This is a genomic window from Pedococcus bigeumensis, assembly GCF_006438965.1.
Classification (GTDB): Bacteria; Actinomycetota; Actinomycetes; order Actinomycetales; family Dermatophilaceae; genus Pedococcus; species Pedococcus bigeumensis_A.
In genome coordinates, this window is record NZ_RCZM01000006.1 from 1 (window position 1) to 18,551 (window position 18,551).

Annotated in this window: 16 protein-coding genes; 4 read left to right on the forward strand and 12 right to left on the reverse strand. The window is 70.3% G+C overall.

All coding sequences use genetic code 11. The features are described 5' to 3' along the window. The 3 genes from EAH86_RS16395 to EAH86_RS16405 all read right to left on the reverse strand — a co-directional run. Positions 1–177: helix-turn-helix domain-containing protein (locus EAH86_RS16395; protein WP_170212766.1), on the reverse strand; the 177-nt coding region annotated here is incomplete at its 3' end. A gap of 122 nt (positions 178–299) precedes the next feature. Beyond that, positions 300–977, reverse strand: a complete 678-nt coding sequence (locus EAH86_RS16400) for a methyltransferase type 11 (RefSeq protein ID WP_140742757.1) — start codon at positions 975–977, stop codon at positions 300–302. Continuing rightward, positions 974–1,645 carry a hypothetical protein gene (locus tag EAH86_RS16405; protein WP_140742759.1) on the reverse strand — a complete coding sequence of 224 codons (672 nt, stop codon included), beginning with the start codon at positions 1,643–1,645 and terminating at the stop codon, positions 974–976. Before EAH86_RS16405 ends, EAH86_RS16400 begins: the two co-directional genes overlap by 4 nt. 193 nt (positions 1,646–1,838) lie before the next feature. Between EAH86_RS16405 and EAH86_RS16410 the strand changes: the two genes are divergently transcribed. From EAH86_RS16410 to EAH86_RS16420, 3 genes are all read left to right on the forward strand, one after another. After that, on the forward strand, positions 1,839–2,759 hold the full coding sequence (locus tag EAH86_RS16410; protein ID WP_140742761.1) for a hypothetical protein: 921 nt from the start codon (positions 1,839–1,841) through the stop codon (positions 2,757–2,759). A 15-nt stretch (positions 2,760–2,774) separates the two neighbouring features. Continuing rightward, on the forward strand, positions 2,775–4,199 hold the full coding sequence (locus EAH86_RS16415; protein ID WP_140742763.1) for an O-antigen ligase family protein: 1,425 nt from the start codon (positions 2,775–2,777) through the stop codon (positions 4,197–4,199). Between the two features lie 115 nt (positions 4,200–4,314). Then, the gene (locus EAH86_RS16420; protein WP_140742765.1) at positions 4,315–5,916 is read left to right on the forward strand and encodes an NPCBM/NEW2 domain-containing protein; all 1,602 of its coding nucleotides are present in this window, start codon (positions 4,315–4,317) and stop codon (positions 5,914–5,916) included. Positions 5,917–5,999: 83 nt separating this feature from the next. Here EAH86_RS16420 and asnB read toward each other — a convergent pair whose 3' ends face one another. Genes asnB through EAH86_RS16435 form a run of 3 tightly spaced genes read right to left on the reverse strand, consistent with a single transcriptional unit; the run spans position 6,000 to position 10,044 of the window. Continuing rightward, positions 6,000–7,904, reverse strand: a complete 1,905-nt coding sequence (gene asnB / locus EAH86_RS16425) for an asparagine synthase (glutamine-hydrolyzing) (protein WP_241668413.1) — start codon at positions 7,902–7,904, stop codon at positions 6,000–6,002. Beyond that, positions 7,850–9,034: a glycosyltransferase gene (locus EAH86_RS16430; RefSeq protein WP_140742767.1), complete on the reverse strand. Its 1,185-nt coding sequence runs from the start codon at positions 9,032–9,034 to the stop codon at positions 7,850–7,852. Before EAH86_RS16430 ends, asnB begins: the two co-directional genes overlap by 55 nt. Beyond that, complete coding sequence (locus EAH86_RS16435; RefSeq protein ID WP_140742769.1) at positions 9,031–10,044, reverse strand: glycosyltransferase; 1,014 nt, start codon at positions 10,042–10,044, stop codon at positions 9,031–9,033. The genes EAH86_RS16430 and EAH86_RS16435 overlap by 4 nt, the downstream gene beginning before the upstream one ends. 210 nt (positions 10,045–10,254) lie before the next feature. Here EAH86_RS16435 and EAH86_RS16440 point away from each other — a divergent pair, with 210 nt between their 5' ends. After that, on the forward strand, positions 10,255–11,784 hold the full coding sequence (locus EAH86_RS16440; protein WP_161988681.1) for a lipopolysaccharide biosynthesis protein: 1,530 nt from the start codon (positions 10,255–10,257) through the stop codon (positions 11,782–11,784). Here EAH86_RS16440 and EAH86_RS16445 read toward each other — a convergent pair. The 6 genes from EAH86_RS16445 to EAH86_RS16470 are packed head-to-tail and all read right to left on the reverse strand — an operon-like array spanning position 11,731 to position 18,474. Next, positions 11,731–12,885 (reverse strand): DegT/DnrJ/EryC1/StrS family aminotransferase, encoded by a 1,155-nt coding sequence (locus EAH86_RS16445; RefSeq protein WP_140742773.1) that lies wholly within the window; start codon positions 12,883–12,885, stop codon positions 11,731–11,733. The two genes, EAH86_RS16440 and EAH86_RS16445, sit on opposite strands and share 54 nt — an antisense overlap. Then, positions 12,882–14,084, reverse strand: a complete 1,203-nt coding sequence (locus EAH86_RS16450; RefSeq protein ID WP_241668444.1) for a glycosyltransferase family 4 protein — start codon at positions 14,082–14,084, stop codon at positions 12,882–12,884. Before EAH86_RS16450 ends, EAH86_RS16445 begins: the two co-directional genes overlap by 4 nt. Next, the gene (locus EAH86_RS16455) at positions 14,084–15,244 is read right to left on the reverse strand and encodes a glycosyltransferase (protein ID WP_140742777.1); all 1,161 of its coding nucleotides are present in this window, start codon (positions 15,242–15,244) and stop codon (positions 14,084–14,086) included. Before EAH86_RS16455 ends, EAH86_RS16450 begins: the two co-directional genes overlap by 1 nt. 16 nt (positions 15,245–15,260) lie before the next feature. Then, the gene (locus EAH86_RS16460) at positions 15,261–16,382 is read right to left on the reverse strand and encodes a DegT/DnrJ/EryC1/StrS family aminotransferase (protein ID WP_140742779.1); all 1,122 of its coding nucleotides are present in this window, start codon (positions 16,380–16,382) and stop codon (positions 15,261–15,263) included. Further along, positions 16,379–17,374: an NAD-dependent epimerase/dehydratase family protein gene (locus EAH86_RS16465; protein ID WP_140742781.1), complete on the reverse strand. Its 996-nt coding sequence runs from the start codon at positions 17,372–17,374 to the stop codon at positions 16,379–16,381. Before EAH86_RS16465 ends, EAH86_RS16460 begins: the two co-directional genes overlap by 4 nt. Next, on the reverse strand, positions 17,371–18,474 hold the full coding sequence (locus EAH86_RS16470; protein WP_140742783.1) for a Gfo/Idh/MocA family protein: 1,104 nt from the start codon (positions 18,472–18,474) through the stop codon (positions 17,371–17,373). Before EAH86_RS16470 ends, EAH86_RS16465 begins: the two co-directional genes overlap by 4 nt. Between the last annotated feature and the right edge of the window lie 77 nt (positions 18,475–18,551).

The following is an 18,551-nucleotide window of genomic DNA, read 5'->3' on the forward strand; positions in this document are numbered from 1 at the left end:
CATCCCGGCCACCCCTTCGTCGCGGTACCTGGCCGCCCATTTCGCTGCCGTCTTCCAGGACACGTCATAGCGTTCGGCCGCTCGTGCCGGTGGCCAACCATGGTCAACGATCAAGCGGGCCAGCCGCAACCGGGCACGTGGAGTCAGAGCAGCGTTCGAGTGGGTAGCGTGGGACATGAAGACCTCCTGGGTGAAGCGGTTTCTTAGACAGCTCCACTTCACACCGGGAGGTCTTCACCCATCCACCACCTCAGACCGTGTCGTCACACAATCTCGACCAACGTGCCTGGACATCACACCTAGTCGCTGCGGACGGCGATCAGGGACTTGGTGAGTCCAGCCAGGCGTTCCCTGATGATCCTCGAGTCGGGGAAGAGGTCACGCATCTCGGTCATCCCGATCAGCTCGGTCCACAGGATCTCGTGACGAGCGTTGGCCAGGCTCTCGGCTCGGGAGTGGGCCAGCGGCCAGACGGCCGCGATCCGCGTCCGGGCCGCCACCGGCAGGAACTGCATCCCGGGGAAGAGCCAGTGCGGCTCGATGGGAAAGTAGCGGTAGGGGGTCTGCACCCAGTGCCTGGAGGAGAGGTCGTTGACCGACTGCGCGAACCGCACTCGGTTGGCGTGCCCGCCCACGTGCTCGAGGACGGCGTTGGAGAAGACCACGTCGCAGCTCGGGGCCAGTCCGGCCTCGACCAGCGTCGCCACCGCCGAACACGCATCGCCGGTCACGGGGGTGATCCAGTCCTGCGCCTCGCCAGGATCCTCGATGTTGATGACCGTGACGTGACGCGGCCGCACGTGGGCGGTGAGCCACGCGTCCACCGTGCCGCCGAGGTCGATGACGCTCATGTCCTGGAGGTCAGGAAAGATCGAGCTGGTCAGCTCCAGCCGTCGCGCCCGCGCCCGGCCACCGACCGAGCCGGGTGACTCGACCATGAGGCGGCGCACGCGACCGGTGATTGACCCGTTCGTCATCGTGCTTCCCCCTTGATCCGCGTCCTGCCGACCGCAGCCCCGCGCCGCACCCGACGGACCTCGGCCAACACTACTGCCGACCAGGTCAGCGACATCCCCAATCCGACGGTTGCCACGAGGGCCCGTTTCCTGCTTCCGACCTCGTGGAAGACCTGGACCTCCGTGGGGCTGGACCGGGTCCGCACCTGGACCTCCGCGGGCACACCCATCGCGGTCTGCCGCTCGGCGACGACACGGTTGATCCGCGCGATCAGCTCGGTCATCTGCGTACGCACGGCTGCCTCGGTGGGACCAGCCGCCTGGACGTCCAGGAGGGCCTTGTTGAAGTTGTTGGCGTACTGGTTGCCGTCGTTCGGAAGCCGCACGAGGGTGCCCGACCGGATGCCGAAGTCGACGATGCGGACACGGTCGCTCACGGTGTCGATGTCCGACGAACCTCCGGCGATCTCGCGCTGGATCAGCCCGGCGAACCGGATCGTCCCCTGCGGCGTCGAGGCCAGACCGTTGGGGACGTCGCTGACCGGGCGCACCATGAAGACGTCCGTCCGCGACCAGTACACCCCCGGAGCAGAGACGATGGAGTATGCCGCGAATGCGGTCGCCACTAGCCCCAGCACCAGAACTGCCCAGGCCCGTCGGGCCGCCTCGAGCAAGCCGACCAGCGTCACCGCGCCCCTTCCCGCAATCCGGCTGCCATTGTCGCACCGGAGGCCCTGCTCACGAGGGCCGGTTCGACGAATCTGTCGTGACTGCCATCAAAGCGGAAGCGGCCCGCGTAGGCTTTGACACGAGAGCTATCAACCGCACGAGGGCCTCGGCCCTCGGGGGGCCGGGCAGCCGTGAGGTGTGAGGGGAGCTGGGATGTTTTTCGCGGAGTTGCCGTTGGTCCTCCTGCGCCGCTGGTACCTCGTGGTCCTCGGCGTCCTGCTCAGCGGTGTCCTGGCCGGAGTGACCTTCCAGTCGGTGGCCCCGACCTACCAGGCCCGTGCCGAGATCCTGCTCCTGCCGCCGTCGACCTCGGTGCCGAAGGGGGGCAACCCCTACCTCGTGCTCGGCGGTCTGGAAGCCATCGGCGGCGTGCTCTCGACCGCGCTGGGCGACCAGGCGACTACTGCGGAGCTGAAGGCCCAGGGTGCTGCGGGCGACTTCAGAGTTGGCCTCGACCAGACGAGCCCGGCTCCGCTCCTGGAGGTCGTCACGGAGTCCACGACCGCGGCCGACAGCCTCTCGACCCTCCAGCTCGTCGTGGACCGCATCCCACCGACGATGGAAGCGATCCAACGGGCCGCGGACGTGAGCCCCGGCTCCTTCATCACCACGACACCGATCACGACGACCCAGAAGCCCGAGGTCCTGCGCAAGTCCCAGCTGCGTGTCGTGGTCGTCGTCACGGTCATCGGGTTGGCCCTCACCCTCCTGCTCACGGCAGCCATCGACGGCCTCCTGGTCCGCCGTCGGGTCCGGCGACGCGGCCCCGGCACGGGGGCCGAGAGGGAGACTCCCACCAGCTCACCGACGGAGACCGATGGCCCGGTGCCGTCGTCCGCTGCCGGGTCCACGTCCGGGGCGCTGCCTCGGCACTCCTCTGACACCCGCGCCGGGGATCGGCCCCACAGCGACCGGTCCGACAGCGACCGGTCCGACAGCGGTCGGTCAGCGAGCGAGGGGTCTGCCCACGAGGGGTCTGCCCGGGATGGATCTGCCCGGGATGGATCTACCGGCAACGGTCGCCGGGAGAACGCCAGCGACGAGGACGTCGAAGTCCTGCCCGCCCGGCGCTGAGCGGTCGGACACCTGATGCCTGCGCTGCCTGCGGCGCCACCCGCTGACCGCGGTGGACGGGTCGTGCCCGCCCGGCTCGCGGCACCGCGCGCGGACGGGACGACGTTCATCACGATCTACCTCGTCCTGTTGTTCGCCATCCCGTCCCGGCTCGTCGTGGGTCCGTTGGGAACCATCGGCGCACCCGCCACCGTGGTCGGGCTGACCGGTACAGGGTGGTGGCTGTGGCACCAGGCCGCCCAGCCCTTCGGACACCCCCTCAGCTTCCAGCCGGTCCGACGGATGTCCGTGGTGTTCTTCGGCGCCGTCATGCTCAGCTACATCGCCGCGGTCTCCAGGCCGATCAGCGCTACCGAGAGCAGCTCGGCCCAGTCCGGGGTGCTCCTGCTCCTGTCGTGGCTCGGCATCCTGCTGGTCACCCACGACGGGCTCCCGAACCGCGAGCGCCTCGACACCCTCCTCCGTCGCCTCGCGCTCGCCGTGGGCCTGATGGCGGCCCTCGGAGTGCTCCAGTTCGCGACCGGGCGTCCGTTCACCAACTACATCCAGATCCCAGGACTCGAGGCGACCTCGAGCCTGGTCAGCGTCAACGAGCGTGGTGGCTTCGCTCGCCCGGCCGGCACCGCGATCCACCCCATCGAGTTCGGCGCCGTCATCAACCTGATGCTGCCGCTGTGCCTTCATGTGGCCCTCCACCCGGGGCCGCTCGGCCGGTTCCGCCGGTGGTTCCCGGTGGCGGCCATCGCCTTGTCGATCCCCCTGTCCATCTCGCGCTCCGCGCTGGTCAGCGCCGCGATCGTGCTGGCCTTCCTCGTCCCGACGTGGGAGCGGCGCCTGCGCCGAATCGCCCTGGTGGCGATGTCGCTGCTGGGAGGGGTGGTGTTCGTCGCCGTTCCCGGCATGCTCGGCACGATCCTCGGCCTGTTCTCGGGCATCTCGGGCGACAGCAGCACCCAGTCACGGACAGGGAGCTACGGCCTGGCCTGGGAGTTCATCCAGCGGTCCCCGCTGATCGGCCGCGGCTTCCTCACCTTCCTGCCGGAGTACCGGATCCTGGACAACCAGTACCTCGGCCTGTTGATCGACTGCGGCGTGGTCGGCCTCGTGACGCTCCTGGCGCTGTTCGGGACCGGCATCGTCGTGAGCCTGATCTGCCGCCGGCGCAGCACTGACCCCGCGACGCGGTCACTGGGTCAGTCGCTGGCAGCGGCCACCGCGTCTGCGACGGCGAGCTTCGCGCTGTTCGACGCGTTCTCGTTCCCCATGTTCGCCGGCGCGACGTTTCTCATCCTGGGAATCACGGGGTGCTTGTTCAACCTCGAACGCATCCAGAAGGCGCTTCCCCCCAAGGGTGCGGCACGCGAGCGGCCAGGCGTTGCAGTCGCCTCGATGCCGAGCGTGGCAGCGGCCTCAATAGGGCATCCGGGCGAAACCGGGTGACTGGCCCCATGTCGGATCACATGCTACCGTCCTCGGGCTTAGGCGAGTGGACTGCAGGGATCACTTGCTCGCCGTGCCTGTCACGGCATGTCCTGTTCCCTGACGTTGGAAGCTCATGACTCCCCCCTCCCCCCGTGTCCTTGTCCTTCCCAAGCACCTCAAGCTCAAGTTCTGGCCCTTCGGCCTTGCGCTCATCGCCCTCCTCCTCGGCCCCTCCAGCTGGGCCAACCTCGGCACCAACACCTCTGGCAGCTTGTCCAGCGACCGCGTGCCGATCACGACCCTGAAGCCCGTTTCCGCTAGCAACGGTCTCGGCCCGGTCGAGATCAACTCGAGCAACGGCAACAAGGCGGCCAAGGACGGCCGGTCGCTGCGCATCGGTGGCCGCACCTTCAGCACCGGCCTCGGTGTGTACGCCCAGTCGTCCGTCACCTACAAGCTGAACGGTGACTTCACCCAGTTCACCTCCAAGGTCGGCGTCGACGACGAGGCGGGCGACCGCGGCACCGTGCGCTTCGTGGTGATCGCCGACGGCAAGAACGTCTACTCCTCCAAGGTCCTCACCGGTCGCGACGTGGCCAGCAGCGTGAAGGTCCCGGTCGCCGGGGTGCGCACGTTGACCCTGCGTGTCGACTCGACCCGTGACGGCAACCGAGGTGACAGCGCCGCCTGGGCGGACGCCATGCTGTCCAAGCGGCACAACACGCACCCGGCTCCCGGCACGTCGAGCAGCACCACCAGCACGACAGGCACGGGCACTACGAGCAGCACGACGACCTCGTCGTCGACGACGTCGAGCACCTCGACCACGTCGAGCACCTCCAGCTCGACGTCCACGAAGCCTCCGGCATCGACGACCTCGTCGACCACGTCGTCGCAGCCTTCGACGACCAGCTCCACGGCCACGGCGACGTCGACCGCAGGTGGCGGGTCAACCAAGGGCTGTGCCTCGGCACCGAGCTCCTGTGGCTACCCGGACGCGTCGAACACCGGTGTCCAGGCAGGCGTCGCCCTCAAGGCCTCCTCCTGCCCGTCGGGCAGCACGGCCGGCCAGGTCATCGAGAACCTGTCGCTCAGCAACTGCTCGATCAACGTCACCGCTCCCGGCGTGGTCATCAGGAACGTGAAGCTGACGACGACCAGCCCTGAGGGTTGGGCCATCATCGTGCGCGACGGTGGATCCGCCACGATCCAGAACGTCGAGATCGCCGGCAAGGACACCGGTTCCGGGTCCGTGCAGTACGCCGTCCTCTCGGAGACCGACGCGCGGGTGACCATCGACAAGGCGGACCTGCACCACTGCGCCAACTGTGTCCAGGGTGAGCACATCACCGTGACCAACAGCTACGTGCACGACATGGCCAACCCTCCGGGCGCCCACGTCGACGGGATCCTCTGCACCAGCGTGTGCGATGTCGTGCTGCGTCACAACACGGTCCTCAACCGCTACACGCAGACCTCGGCCATCGCGCTGTTCGCCGACTTCGGCACCCCGCGCAACTCCGTCGTGGACAACAACCTGCTGGCCGGTGGTGGGTACACCACCTACGGCGGCGGCGACAGCGCCACCGGGATCAAGTTCACGAATAACCGTTTCTCGAGGCTGTACTACGGCAACGGTGGCGAGTACGGCGTGAACACCAGCTTCCGCAGCTCCAACTCGGGCAACGAGTGGACCGGGAACATCTGGGACGACACCCTGGCCGTCGCCAGGTAGTCCGGCCCAGGGCCGGCTGGTCCAGCACAAAGGTGGCGACTCCCTTCGGGGGTCGCCACCTTTGCTCTGCCCACGTCGGCGTTTCAGTGCGAACCCGGAACCTCAGCCGTGGAACGCAGGCACGTCCGGGCCCACTGCTCGAGCGACAGCAGCGTCCACAGTCGGGCCTCCTCGTTGCGGCGGCCACTGGTGTGGGAGTCGAGCAGTGCTCGAACCGCACTGGGCTCGATCCAGCTCGAGGTGATGCTGTCCGAGGAGAGCAGCAGGTCCCGACTGAGGTCACGCATCCCGGTCCGGAACCACGCATCCAGTGGCACCTTGAAGCCGACCTTGCGGCGCTGGGTGATCGACTGCGGCAGGTAGCGGTCAGCGACCTCCTTGACGACCCACTTGGTCTGCCCGTCGCGCACCTTGACGTCGGACGGCAGCCGCATGGCGGTCTCGACCAGACGGTGGTCCAGGAAGGGCGGACGGACCTCGAGCGAGGCCGCCATCGACATCCGGTCGCCACGCTCGAGCAGGTTGTCCGGCAACCACCCGGCCAGGTCCATCCGGCACAACAGGTCGATGCCGTCGCGGTGGGGCGGTGCCGGGGGTTCTGGAGCCATCGGCCGGCCCAGCATCGCGGCGACCTCGGTGGTGGTGAACGGGGCGAACCAGCCCACGGCACGCTCCGCCGTCGAGCCCTCCATGAGCGCCCGCGCTGCGATGCGTGCCCTGGTGGCCGAGGTCGGGGCGGCCCGCTCGGCGAGGTGCAGCAGGGGGCGCCGGACGGCCGCAGGGACCAGGCCCGCCCTGATGGTCAGGTCGGCGAACCGGTACTTGGGGTACCCGGCGAACAGCTCGTCGCTCCCTTCGCCGGACAGCGCGACCTTGACGTGCTGCCGGGCGTCCTGGGCGAGCAGGAAGACCGCGATGTCGGCCGGTTCGCTGACGGGTGCGTCACGGTGCACGGTGAGCCGGGGCCACAGGTCCTGGAACCCGGAGGCGTCGAGCGCGACCTCGTGGTGGTTGGTGCCGAACAGGTCGCTGACCCGGCGGGCGTGCTCGACCTCGTCGAACCGCGGGTCGCCGAAGGAGGCGCAGAACGTGTGCATCGGAGTGTCGGTCAGCCGGCTGGCCATCGCGACGATGAGGCTGCTGTCCACCCCGCCGCTGAGGTAGGAGCCCACCGGCACGTCCGCGACCATCGCGTCGCGCACCGCGTCCTGGAGTCGCTGGTCGACCAGGTCGACCGCCTCTTGGGGGTCGATCCGCATCACCTGCGCGGGCGGGGGCGGCGTCCAGTAGGCGCGGAGGTCGGCCTTGCCGGAGGCACTCACCGACAGCACGTGTCCCGGCGGCAGCTTGCGCACACCGGCATAGAGGGTGTCGGGCGCGGGGACCGCGCGCCGGCGCAGGTAGTGGGCCAGCGACGTCTCGTCGAGCCGAGGCTCGCCGATCGCGGGAAGGAGCGCCTTCACCTCGGAGCCGAAGGTCAGCGAGGCGTGGTCCAGGCTGTAGACCAGCGGCAGGATCCCCATGCGGTCCCGCGCCAGCGTCACCCCCCCGGTCTCACGGTCGTAGACGGCGAAGGCGAACTGACCACGAAGGTGCTGCAGGGCCTGCACCCCGTAGGCGGTGAAAAGGGCCAGCACCACCTCGGTGTCGCCGTTGGTGCGGAACGGGTAGTCGAGGCGCGACCGCAGCTCGCGGTAGTTGAAGATCTCGCCGTTGAAGGTGATGTGGAACCGTCCGTCGGCGCTCTCCATGGGCTGGGGCGAACCGTGCGGGTCGATGATCGACAGGCGGGTGTGACCCAGTCCCACCGACGACTCGAGCCACTGGCCCCGGTCGTCGGGCCCGCGGTGCTCGAGGCGGTCGGCCATCGCCGCGACGAGCGCGGGGTCCACCGGCTGCCCGTCGAAGCGCAGTACTCCCGCGATGCCGCACATCAGCGCGCCGCCGAGTCGATGAGCCGCAGCAGGTCCTGCGACCGCGCCAGCCACGTGTCACCGGCGACCGCGGCCCGGCGGCTCTTCTGAGTCCCCTCGCCACCGGTCTGGGCGGCCTCGTGGACCAGCGCCACGAACTCGTCCGCCGACTTGGCGACCCCCATCACGGTGTCGAACGGCTCGACCTCCGGGTAGTACGTGGTCACGATCGGACGACCGAGGGCGAGGTACTCCTTGGCCTTGATCGGGTTGCAGTACCTGATCCAGTCGTTGTCCAGCCACGGCATGATCGCGACATCGAAAGCTGCTCCGTACGAAGGGATCTGGCTGTAGTCGCGCGGTCCGAGCCAGAGGACCCGCGGGTGGCTGGCCAGCTCACTGATGTCGCAGGTCGCGTCCCCGATCAGCAGCAGGGTTCCCTGCGTCATGCTCTCGGCGGTCCTGCGCAGCAGGTCGAGGTCCACGACGTAGTCGTCGATCCCACCGAAGAAGCCCACGATGGGCCGCGCGATCCCGGCCACGTCGTCCGGTGGCGGTGCATCGTCGGGCACCGTGAAGTGCTCGACGTCGAGGCCGTGCCCGAGGAAGTACGGCGTGCCGCTCACCGCACTGCGCTCCTCCTCGAGGAGGGTGTGGCTGACGTAGACCACGGTGTCGGCCGCGGCCAGCAGCCGCTTCTCGAGCGCGGCGATGACCGGCTGGTTCGCCTCGGTGAAGGCGGAGAACTTGTCCGACCGGTTGACCGTCAGGGAGGCGTGCGGCAGGCGGTCGACGACGTCGGCGGCCGTGGGGATGGTCACCACCACGTCGGGCCGCCGGACGCCGAGCCACCAGAGCACGACGCGGACCTGCGCGCTCACGACCACCGCGTTCGCTCGGCGCCCGGCCGCGCTGCCGTACAACGGGAGGATGACTGGGCTCATCACGACGAGGTTCGGGAGCCCGGCCTCGGGACGCCGGACGGCCCGGGCGATGCTTCGAGCCTTGCGGAGCACCCTGCGCAGCGGCTGGGTGGTGCCGCCAGGGGTGGGCATCCTCATCCCGATGCTGTTGACCAGGACGACGGTGCGGTCCAGAGCCAGCCCCTTGGTGAGCTGGAAGTCCGAGTGGGCGCGGTTGTGGTACCAGTAGTCCTGGGCCGAAAAGAACACGATCCCCCGCGAGGACCCGCCGCGACGTCTCATGCCGACTCCTTCCAAGCTGACTGGACCAGGGTGGCCGTGGTCCCGGAACGTGGGGTGACCACGGGCGGTGCCGCCGTGGGCAGGTAGCGGGCCATGACCTGAGCAGCGCTCGCACGATGGACGACGGCCCACAGCCCCGCTCGCGCCGCAGGGCGTCCGAGCAGGCTCCGGACCCCGTCCCCGACGACGAGGCCGGCCGCGACGGCCGCGCCCGACCAGGGGTTCGCGGCGGCCATCCGCCGCACCCGGTTCCGGCGGATCAGGGCCTCCCGCCACGGCGCCTCGTCGGTCTGCCCGACGCTGCGGACCGCCGTGGCCTCGGGAACGAACCAGGTGACCCAGCCCGCCTCCTTGGCCCGCAGGCAGTAGTCCACCTCCTCCTCGTAGAGGAAGAGGTCCTCGGCCCACGACCCGACCCTGCGGCTGCACTGCTCGCTGACCACGAGGAAACCGCCGGTCGCCCACGCGGCCGGCCCCGCGACGGCATACGACTGGTCGTCGGTGACCACCTCCGCGGGCAGGCCGAGCCGGTCCGCGACCGGCCCGCCGACCAGGGCCTCGCACCACGTCGAGGCGACGGTGGGCACCCTGCGCAGGGAGTCCTGTCGGTGGCCCTCCTGGTCGCGGAGGGTGGGGCACGCGATGCCGACACCGGGGAGGTCGAGCGCGGCCATGAGCTGGTCGACCGCGCCGGGCTCGGGGCGGGTGTCCGGGTTGACGAGCAGGTATGCCGCGGCGCCACCGGTGGCGCGCACGTGCTCGATCCCGGCGTTGATGCCAGCGGCGTAGCCCCGGTTGGCGTCGAGCGCCAGGACATCGGCCCGCGCCGCGACCGCGCAGGCGGTGGCCACGGTGTCGTCGAGGGAGCCGCTGTCGACGATGACCAGCCGCAGGGAGCGCTCCGTCGCCGCAGCCGCCATCGAGGCCACGAACTGCGGGAGCAGGGCTGCCGAGCCGTGCGTGACCACCAAGACGGCGACATCCACAGCGCCAGTGTCGACGGAGTCCATCACCACCTCCCCCGGCTGAGTGTCCGAGCCCCGGTCCAACGGTAGGCGACCTGGTCGGTCTGCGGGACGGGTTCGAGGGAAGTCGCGGCCAGTCGTGACGGCATCTCGGAAGGGTCCATTTTGCTCTTCCCTGATGGTCGAATGGACTATCTTCGGCGGGAGGGCCGAGGAGCTGACCAGCGCTACCGCAGCCGACCATTGGGGGCTGACATGACCGTTGCCGACCCCGCCGAGGGGTTTGGTCGCCAGATCCGCTCGGGACTCGGCTGGAGCTTCGCCAGCAACGTACTGAGCCGGATGGGCACGCTCGTGGCCGGCGTGGTCCTGGCTCGGCTGCTGGTCCCCACCGACTACGGCGAGTTCACCGTGGCGCTGGTCGCGATGGTGGTCCTGGCGAACATCAACGACCTGGGCATCGAGCAGACCATCGTGCGCTGGCCTGGTTCGGTCGAACGCATCGGACCGACCGCGGTGACCGTGATCTTCCTGTTCAGCCTCATGCTGGCCGCTGCCGGGGTGGCTGGAGCCGGGGCGTTCGCTGCCGCGATGGATGCCCCCGAGGCCACCCGCATCGTGCAGCTGCTGGCCCTGAGCATCGCCGTCAACGGCGCCTTCGCCGTGCCCTCCGCGATGCTCACGCGGTCGTTCCGGCAGGACCTGCGCACGGCGGCTGACCTGACCGGGTTCGTCGTGGGCACCACCATCACCATCGTCCTGGCGATCATGGGATACGGCGCCTGGTCGTTTGCCTGGGGACGCCTGGTCGGCAACACCGTGGTTGGCATCCTGCACCTCGTGCTGACCCCGCGTCGGTTCCGACCGGGCTGGGACACCTCGATCGTGCGTGAGCTGCTCGCGTCGAGCCTGCCCCTGGGCGGCGCGACGGTTGTCGCCGTGCTGCTGCTCAACGTCGACTACATCGTCGTGGGCCGGATGCTCGGCACCCAGGACCTCGGCTACTACACCTTGGCGTTCAACCTCGCCAGCTGGCCGGTGACCTTCTTCGCCGTCGCGGTCGCCCGCGTGTCCGTCCCTGCGTTTGCCCGCCTTCAGCACGACCTCCCGCGCCTGCAGCGGGCCTACGACCACACGAGTGTGCTGCTGCTGCTCGTCACCGTGCCGGTGTGCCTGCTCCTGGGGAGCCTGGCAGATCCGTTGGTGCGCTTCGTCTACGGGGACAAGTGGGCCCCGGCCGCGACGGTCCTGCAGTTCCTCGCGGCCCTCGGGCTGCTGCGCGTGCTCTACCAGTTCTGGGCCGACGTGCTCGTCGCGGTCGGCAGCAGTCGGCGGGTCCTGGTGACCCAGCTGGCCTGGCTGTGTGCCCTGGTCCCCGGGCTGACGTTCGCGACCCGGGACGGCCTGCCGGGGGTCGGGATCGCGCACGTGCTGGTTGCCGTGCTCGTGGTGGGCCCGGTCTACGTCTTCGCGCTGCGCGGAATCGTCCGCCCCGGTGCGACCGCGCCCCAAGGACTGCGCCTGCTCGTGGGCGCGGTCGTCTCCGGCGTGGCCGGCTGGCTCATCGCCCAGCTGCCGTGGAGCTCGTTCGCGGTCCTCGCGCTCGGCACGCCCGTGGTCCTCGGCATCTACGCCGTCATGGCTTATCCGTTGGCCAAGGGTGAGGGCTATGACATCCGGCGCCTGACGGGACTCGCGCGTCAGGGTGCCGGGCGGTTGCGACGACACCCGTCACCCGGCGCTGACGACACCAGCGGCGCCGGTCGCGCCGCCAGTGGCGAGTGACGACCTGACGGCAGCGGCCACGCGGTCCTGCGAGGCGGCGTCCAGCCCTGGGTGCATCGGAAGGGACACCATCTCCGTGGCGGCCCGCTCCGCGATCGGGAACTGGCCGGGGGTGCCCAGTGCCGCAAACGGCTGGTGCAGGTGGACCGGCGCCGGGTAGTGGATGCCGGTGCCGATCCCCGCCTGGGTCAGGCCGTCGATGAGGACCTGACGCCGGGCGACCTCGACACGCACGACATAGAGGTGCCACACGTGCAGGTTGCCCTCAGCGACCACAGGCAGGACGAGCTCGGTGTCGGCGAGCAGGCCGGCATACCGGTCGGCGGCGGCGCGTCGCAGCTCGTTCCACCCCTCCAGGCGCCGCAGCTTGGCGCGCAGCACGACGGCCTGCAGGGTGTCGAGGCGTGAGTTGAACCCCAGCGTGGTGTGGACGTACTTGGACGGGCTCCCGTGGTTGGCCAAGAGCCTGATCTGTTCGGCGACGGCATCGTCATCGGCCACGGCGGCCCCCGCGTCGCCGTAGGCGCCGAGGTTCTTGCCCGGGTAGAAGCTGGTGGCCGCTGCCGTCGAACCAGTCCCGATGCCCTGCCCGTGGCGAGTCGCGAGCTGTGCCTGGGCCGCATCCTCGAGGACCCCCAGGCCGTGCCGACGGGCCACGGCCTGGATCTCCTCCATCGGGGCCAGCTGGCCGTACAGGTGCACGGGCACGAGTGCCGCGGTCCGAGGGGTGATGGCCGCCTCCAAGGCCGCGGTGTCCACCAGCATGGTCTTCTCGTCGATCTCGGCGAGGACCGGCCGTGCTCCCGCTCGGGCGATGGCCTCCGCGGTGGCGATGAACGTGTTGGCGGGGATGACCACCTCGTCGCCGGGTCCGATCCCCATCGCCCGCAGTGCGAGCTCGATCGCGTCGGTGCCGTTGGCCAGGCCCACGCAGTGCGCGCGACCGCTCGCGGCCGCGAACTCGCGCTCGAACGCGGCCACGTCCGGGCCTCCGACGAAGGCGCAGGTGTCGAGGACTCTGGCGAATCCGGCAGCCACCTCGTCGGCGACCTCCGCATGCATCGCAGAGAGGTCGAGGAAGGAAACGGGTGTGGTGTTCATGCGGTCCTCTTGAGCGTTCGGTTGATTCGGGTCTTGATGGTCTGCTGGGCTCGTCGCCCGCCGACGATCGCCGCTGACCGGCCGGCCTCGGTGACGGCACGCACGGCGGGGACCGGGGCCGCGGCCACCTCGCGGTACCACTCCCCCAGCTGCTCTGCGGCGACGCCGAGGTCATAGTGCTCGGCGACGATGCGTTCGCCCAGGGTGCCGAGGGATTGACGAAGGGGTGCGTCCAGCAGCAGCCGCTCGACCTGCCCGGGGAGGTCGTCGTAGGCACCGCTCCCCAGGCCGTACCAGCCCTGGTGGAGGAAGGTCTGCACCGAGTCCTCGTCGAGGACTCGGGAGAACCCCTGCTCCCCCACGACGACCAGCGGCTTGCCGAAAGCCATGCTGCGCAACGCACTCCCGCCCATGCCGAGCATGAGATCGGCCGCGGCGTAGGCAGGGCGCGGGTCCATCAGGGCTCCGGCGAGCTGCACGACGGCGCGTCCGTGCCGCCGGCAGACCTGCTCCGCCCGCTCGGCCACGGCGTCGCGCGCCGACCCGGTCCCGGCGATGACCAGCCGCACCGGGTAGCGCTCGGCCAGCTCGTCGACGGCGGCGATGCCCCGCTGCAGACTCTCCATCTTGAGCCACGACTCGAGCCGGCAGACCATCGTGATGAGGAGCTCGTCGTCCGAGATGCCGTGGCTCACGCGGAACCCCTGGCCGTCGACGAGGCCGGGGCGGTTCGCGGCCCGGTCCACCGGCGGCTCGAGCAGGTGCACCGGGCCGAGACGGGAGGTGCGGGCCCGCTCGGCGAGCTCCACGGTGCCGAACGTGGTGGGCAGGTGGCGCGGGATGAACCGCGGCACGACCATCCCCATCACGGTGCACAGCATCGGGAGGTGCTGACGGAGGTGGAGCCCCGGGTAGGCGTCGAAGCACTGCGGCCAGTCCCACACGTGGACCAGGTCGGGACGCACCTCGCGGGCCAGCTGGTCGAGCGCCCGGGCCCGGGCCGCCGACGGGTGGCGTTCCGCGGGCGGGAGCAACCGGAGGTCGAGGCCCCGGTCCCTGGCCCACGCCTCGGCCGGACCGGGTGACGCGGCGAAGACGATGTCGGCCAGGCCGCGCCGGCCCATCTCGTGGGCGAGCTCGATGGCGTTGGTCTGGGTGCCCCCCAGGTCCAAGGTGTGCGCGACGACGAGTACCCGCATCACGCCGTGAGCTCCGCACGGGTGGTTCGGCCGGTGGCCTCCAGCAGCGCGGCCGCACGGCTCTCCCACGTGTGCCCGGCGGCGAACGCACGACGTCGCGCGATCTCGTCGTCGGCCAGGATCGTGGTCAGCGACAGCGAGGTGCGCTCGGCGAAGTCCTCGGCGCCGTCCGCGAGGTCGATGAGTCCGGTGTCCAGCCAGCGCGCGGCCGGCAGTCCGGTGGAGACGACGCGACGCCCGGCGGCGAGGTACTCCAGCAGCTTCAACGGGAAGCTGGCGCGGTTGAACGACGTGTCACCGTAGGGCAGCAGGCAGGTGGTGACGTCGCCGAGCACGTCAGGCAGCTCGCGGTAGGGGACGACGTCGAGCCAGGCGACGTTGTGCCGTTCGAGGAGCGCGTCGAAGCGACCGCCCGAGAGCGTCTCCTGCCGGGGCCCGATCACCTTGAGCCGGATGCCCCGGTCGGCGACCGCTTCGAGCAGCCCGAGGTCGACCCGGTCGGAGAGGTGCCCGAGGTATGCCGCGACCGGCGCCGACTGTGGGCCGGGCGCCGGGGTGCGGGCGAACAGGCCCGGCTCGCAGCCGTTCGGGATGAGCACCGCGCTCACTCCACGCGCTGCGAGGGTCTCCACGAGCGTCGGGCTGACGGCGACGACCACGTCCGCCGCGGTGGTGAGCCGGTCCACCCAGCGTCGGATCCGACGGGCTCCCATCCCCACGAGCTCGGCAGCCGCGAGGTAGTCATCCTTGGCGTAGTAGACCGAGCAGCGCTCGCCGAGGAACCCCAGCAACGGGTCGAACGACGTGACCACGACGGTGTCGACGCGGTTGGACCCCAGCTGCCGGACCGCGGCCTTGAGCTGGCGACGGGTCGCCGCCACGCCTGCGGCCTTGCTGCCGGGCCGCTCCATCAGTGGTGGCACGCGCGGGCTCAGGACCGCGATGTTGTCGGCCACGTGGCGCAGCCCGGTCGCTGAGGCGCGCGCCGCCTCTCGGCTGCGGAACCGGGTGAGCACCGAGGTGGGCGGGTCGACATAGAGCACCGGGCCGAACCGGCTCAGCTCCTGGGTGATGTGCTGCTCCAGGAGGGGCGTCCCGTCCCACCAGGACGAGCCGCACACCACCACCAAGTCGTCCCAGCGCCCCGCCGCCATAGTCATCTCCGCTCCGGGCGGGCTAGGCCCGGACAGCCCGGATGACGCGGTCCTGCTCGGTCTGCGTCATCTGGTGGAAGAGCGGGAGGATGAGGGTGTCGTCGGTCAGCCGCTCGGTCACAGGCAGCGGGCCGTGGTCGACACCGGCGTAGGCAGGCTGGCGGTGGGCAGCCATGATGCCCCGTCGGGCCGAAATGTCCTGTGCGGCAAGGTGTTCGAGCAGCTCGTCGCGGCTGAGGGGGTAGTCAGCGCCCACCTCGACCCAGAACGACTGGAAGTTGCTGGTCCCGTGCGCCGGGTCGGCGACGCAGCGCAGGCCGCGGACGTCACCGAGCTCCTCCTGGTAGTGGGCCGCCAGCTCGCGACGTCTCTCGACGACCTCGTCCAGGCGACCCAGCTGCACGATGCCCACCGCCGCCTGGAGGTCGGTCATCCGGTAGTTGAAGCCGATCTCGAGGTACTCCTCCGCCGGCGCCAAGGTGCTTCCGTGCCGATCGGCTGCACTGACGCTCATCGCGTGCTCACGCAGTCTGCGCGCCCGGAGCGCCCAGTCGGCCCGCGAGGTGGTGATCATGCCGCCCTCGCCCGTGGTGACGATCTTGCGGGGGTGGAAGGACCACGCGGCGATCTCCGCCCCGGCACCCACGGGCCGACCGGCATACGTCGAACCCGCTCCGCAGGCGGCGTCCTCGATGACAACCACCCCGAGCGGGTCGCACAGCTCACGGATCGCCCGCAGGTCGACCGGGACGCCCCCCTGGTCGACCACGATGACGGCGGTCGTCTGCGGGGTAAGGGCACTCTTGACGCTGTCGGCCGTGAGGTTGCCCGTCTCGGGGTCGACATCGGCGAAGACAGGACGGGCCCCGACATAGGTGGGCGCGTTGGACGTCGCGATGAACGAGAACGACGGCACCACGACGTCGTCGCCGGCACCGACCCCTGCCACGACCAGCGCCAGGTGCAGGCCGGTGGTGCAGTTGGACACCGCGATCGCGTGCTCCGCCTGCATCCGCGCCGCGAACGCCTCCTCGAAGGCGGCCACCCGCGGGCCCTGCGCCACCCAGCCGGACTCCAGGACCTCGGTGACGGCGGCAACCTCCTCGGTGCCGAGCCACGGGATCATCACGTTGATCCGGCTCATGACGCCTGCTTGACGCGCCCCGCGGCCACGGTCTCGCGCTGCGGACGCCACCACTCGACGAGGTCGCGGAGCCCGTCCTCGAGGCCGATCTCGGCCCGGAAACCCAGGTCCCGCTCGGCTGCCGAGGTGTCGGCCAGTCGCCGGGTCACCCCGTTGACCGCGCGGTCCGGACCGTGCTCGACCGACAGGTCGGAGTCCATGGCGCGCAGCAGGGCCTCGGCCAGCCCGAGCAGGCTGGTCTCGGTGCCGCTGGCGATGTTGTAGATGCCTTGACGGACGTCGCTCGTCGCCGCCAGGATGTTGGCGCGCGCGATGTCCTGGGTCACGACGAAGTCCATCGTCTGCAGGCCGTCGCCGAAGATCAGCGGCGGTTGCCCGTCGGCGATCCGCTCCATCCAGCGGACCAGCACCTCGGTGTAGAGACCGTGGACATCCATCCGCGGGCCGTAGACGTTGAAGTAGCGCAGCCCGACGTAGTCGAGACCGGTCATGGCGCGGAAGCTGCGCACCATCCCCTCGTTGAACGACTTGGCCGCGCCGTAGAACGTGTCGTTGTTGTGGTGGTGGTGCCGCTCGTCGGTCGGGAACGCCTCGGCCAGTCCGTACACGGAGGCCGAGGACGCGAAGACCAGCTTGTCGACCTTGTGCTGCGCCGCCGCCTCGATGGTGGTGAACGTGCCGTCGACGAGCACCTCGAGCGCCAGCCGCGGCTCCTCGGCACACTGCGTGATCCGGATGGCCGCCTGGTGGAAGACGAGGTCCTTGCCGCGGGTGAGGTCGTGGACCAGGTCGCGGTCGCGCAGGTCGCCCTCGACCAGGGTCACCCGTCCGGACGGCATCGCCTCGGCGAGGTTCTCGTGGCGCCCGCGGACGAGGTTGTCGAGCACGTCGACGTGCCCCACGCCCGCATCGAGGAGCTGGTCGACGATGGTGGAGCCGATCGTCCCCGCTCCGCCGGTCACCAGGACGTTCGCACCCTGCAGGTTGCTCATCGGTTGACCCCCATGCCGGCCCCGACGGGTTGGCCGAGGGTATGCCGCGGGACTGGCTCACCCGGCATACCGACCGGCGCCATGGCACCTGCCCGACGCTGGCTCTCCGAGGCCGCCTCGAGCACGGCGAGCACCCGCAGGCCGGCGCGGCCGTCGGTGAGCGGGGCGCGGCCCTCGCGGATGGAGGCGGCGAACTCGGCGACCATCTGGCCCAGTGCCTCGCGCTCGGGAAGGGCGGGCGCGTGCATGTCACCGAGCCGGTAGTTCACGTTGACCGCCCGCTTCTCGGCGGCGTCGGCACTGGCCGACGTGAGGTCGAGGTCGACGCCCCGGTCGTAGACCGCCAGCCGCTGCTGGGGATTGAGGTCGTCCCACACCACGGTCTTGCGGCTGCCGCCGATGACCGTCTGGCGGATCTTGGTGGGGCTGAGCCAGTTGACGTGGATGTTGGCGATCGCGCCGTTGCCGATCGGCATCGTGAGGTAGCCGAGGCAGGACTGGCCGGCACCGATGGGGTCAGACCCGTGGGCCGACACCTCGAGCGGTGAAAGGCCTTGCGGCAGAATGAAGTCGAGGATCGACAGGTCGTGGGGCGCGAGGTCCCAGAAGACGTCGACGTCGGGCTGGACGAGGCCGAGGTTGATCCGGACCGAGTCCACGAACAGGATGTCGCCGAGCTCGCCGCTGTGGATGAGGCTCCGCAGGTGCTGGACGGCCGGGGTGTAGCAGTAGGTGTGGTCGCACATCAGGACGAGGCCGAGCTCGTCGGCCCGCTGGACCATGCGCTCGGCTTCGCGCCGGCTCGAGGCCAGCGGCTTCTCGACGAGGACGTGCTTGCCGGCCTCGAGGGCCTGCAGAGCGATCGCGCAGTGCGTCTGGGCCGGCGTGGCGATGGCGACCGCGTCGATGTCGTCACGGGCCAGAAGCGACTCGAGGGAGGTCTCGACCTCGACCGTGCTGCGATCCCCGATGACCTTGGCAGCGCGTGCCGGGTCCAGGTCGCACACTGCCACGAGATCCCAGTCCGGGCTGCTGCGGAAGTTCCTCACCAGGTTCGGTCCCCAGTAGCCAGCTCCAACGACGGCGACGCGCAGCGTCATTCCAAACCCCTCTCTCCCAGGCCGCCCCCGGCCCTGTGACTCACCACTGTGCCGGGAGCAGCCGGACGGCGCCTCGT

What these genes read in the sequence shown, in the direction of transcription:
- EAH86_RS16465 (WP_140742781.1), bottom strand. Translation starts at nt 17,374, where the DNA reads ATGAGCAACCTGCAGGGTGCGAACGTCCTGGTGACCGGCGGAGCGGGG.
- EAH86_RS16430 (WP_140742767.1), bottom strand. Translation starts at nt 9,034, where the DNA reads ATGAGACGTCGCGGCGGGTCCTCGCGGGGGATCGTGTTCTTTTCGGCC.
- EAH86_RS16455 (WP_140742777.1), bottom strand. Translation starts at nt 15,244, where the DNA reads ATGACTATGGCGGCGGGGCGCTGGGACGACTTGGTGGTGGTGTGCGGC.
- EAH86_RS16420 (WP_140742765.1), top strand. Translation starts at nt 4,315, where the DNA reads ATGACTCCCCCCTCCCCCCGTGTCCTTGTCCTTCCCAAGCACCTCAAG.
- EAH86_RS16410 (WP_140742761.1), top strand. Translation starts at nt 1,839, where the DNA reads ATGTTTTTCGCGGAGTTGCCGTTGGTCCTCCTGCGCCGCTGGTACCTC.
- EAH86_RS16435 (WP_140742769.1), bottom strand. Translation starts at nt 10,044, where the DNA reads ATGGACTCCGTCGACACTGGCGCTGTGGATGTCGCCGTCTTGGTGGTC.
- EAH86_RS16445 (WP_140742773.1), bottom strand. Translation starts at nt 12,885, where the DNA reads ATGAACACCACACCCGTTTCCTTCCTCGACCTCTCTGCGATGCATGCG.
- EAH86_RS16400 (WP_140742757.1), bottom strand. Translation starts at nt 977, where the DNA reads ATGACGAACGGGTCAATCACCGGTCGCGTGCGCCGCCTCATGGTCGAG.
- EAH86_RS16415 (WP_140742763.1), top strand. Translation starts at nt 2,775, where the DNA reads ATGCCTGCGCTGCCTGCGGCGCCACCCGCTGACCGCGGTGGACGGGTC.
- EAH86_RS16470 (WP_140742783.1), bottom strand. Translation starts at nt 18,474, where the DNA reads ATGACGCTGCGCGTCGCCGTCGTTGGAGCTGGCTACTGGGGACCGAAC.
- EAH86_RS16460 (WP_140742779.1), bottom strand. Translation starts at nt 16,382, where the DNA reads ATGAGCCGGATCAACGTGATGATCCCGTGGCTCGGCACCGAGGAGGTT.
- EAH86_RS16450 (WP_241668444.1), bottom strand. Translation starts at nt 14,084, where the DNA reads ATGCGGGTACTCGTCGTCGCGCACACCTTGGACCTGGGGGGCACCCAG.
- EAH86_RS16440 (WP_161988681.1), top strand. Translation starts at nt 10,255, where the DNA reads ATGACCGTTGCCGACCCCGCCGAGGGGTTTGGTCGCCAGATCCGCTCG.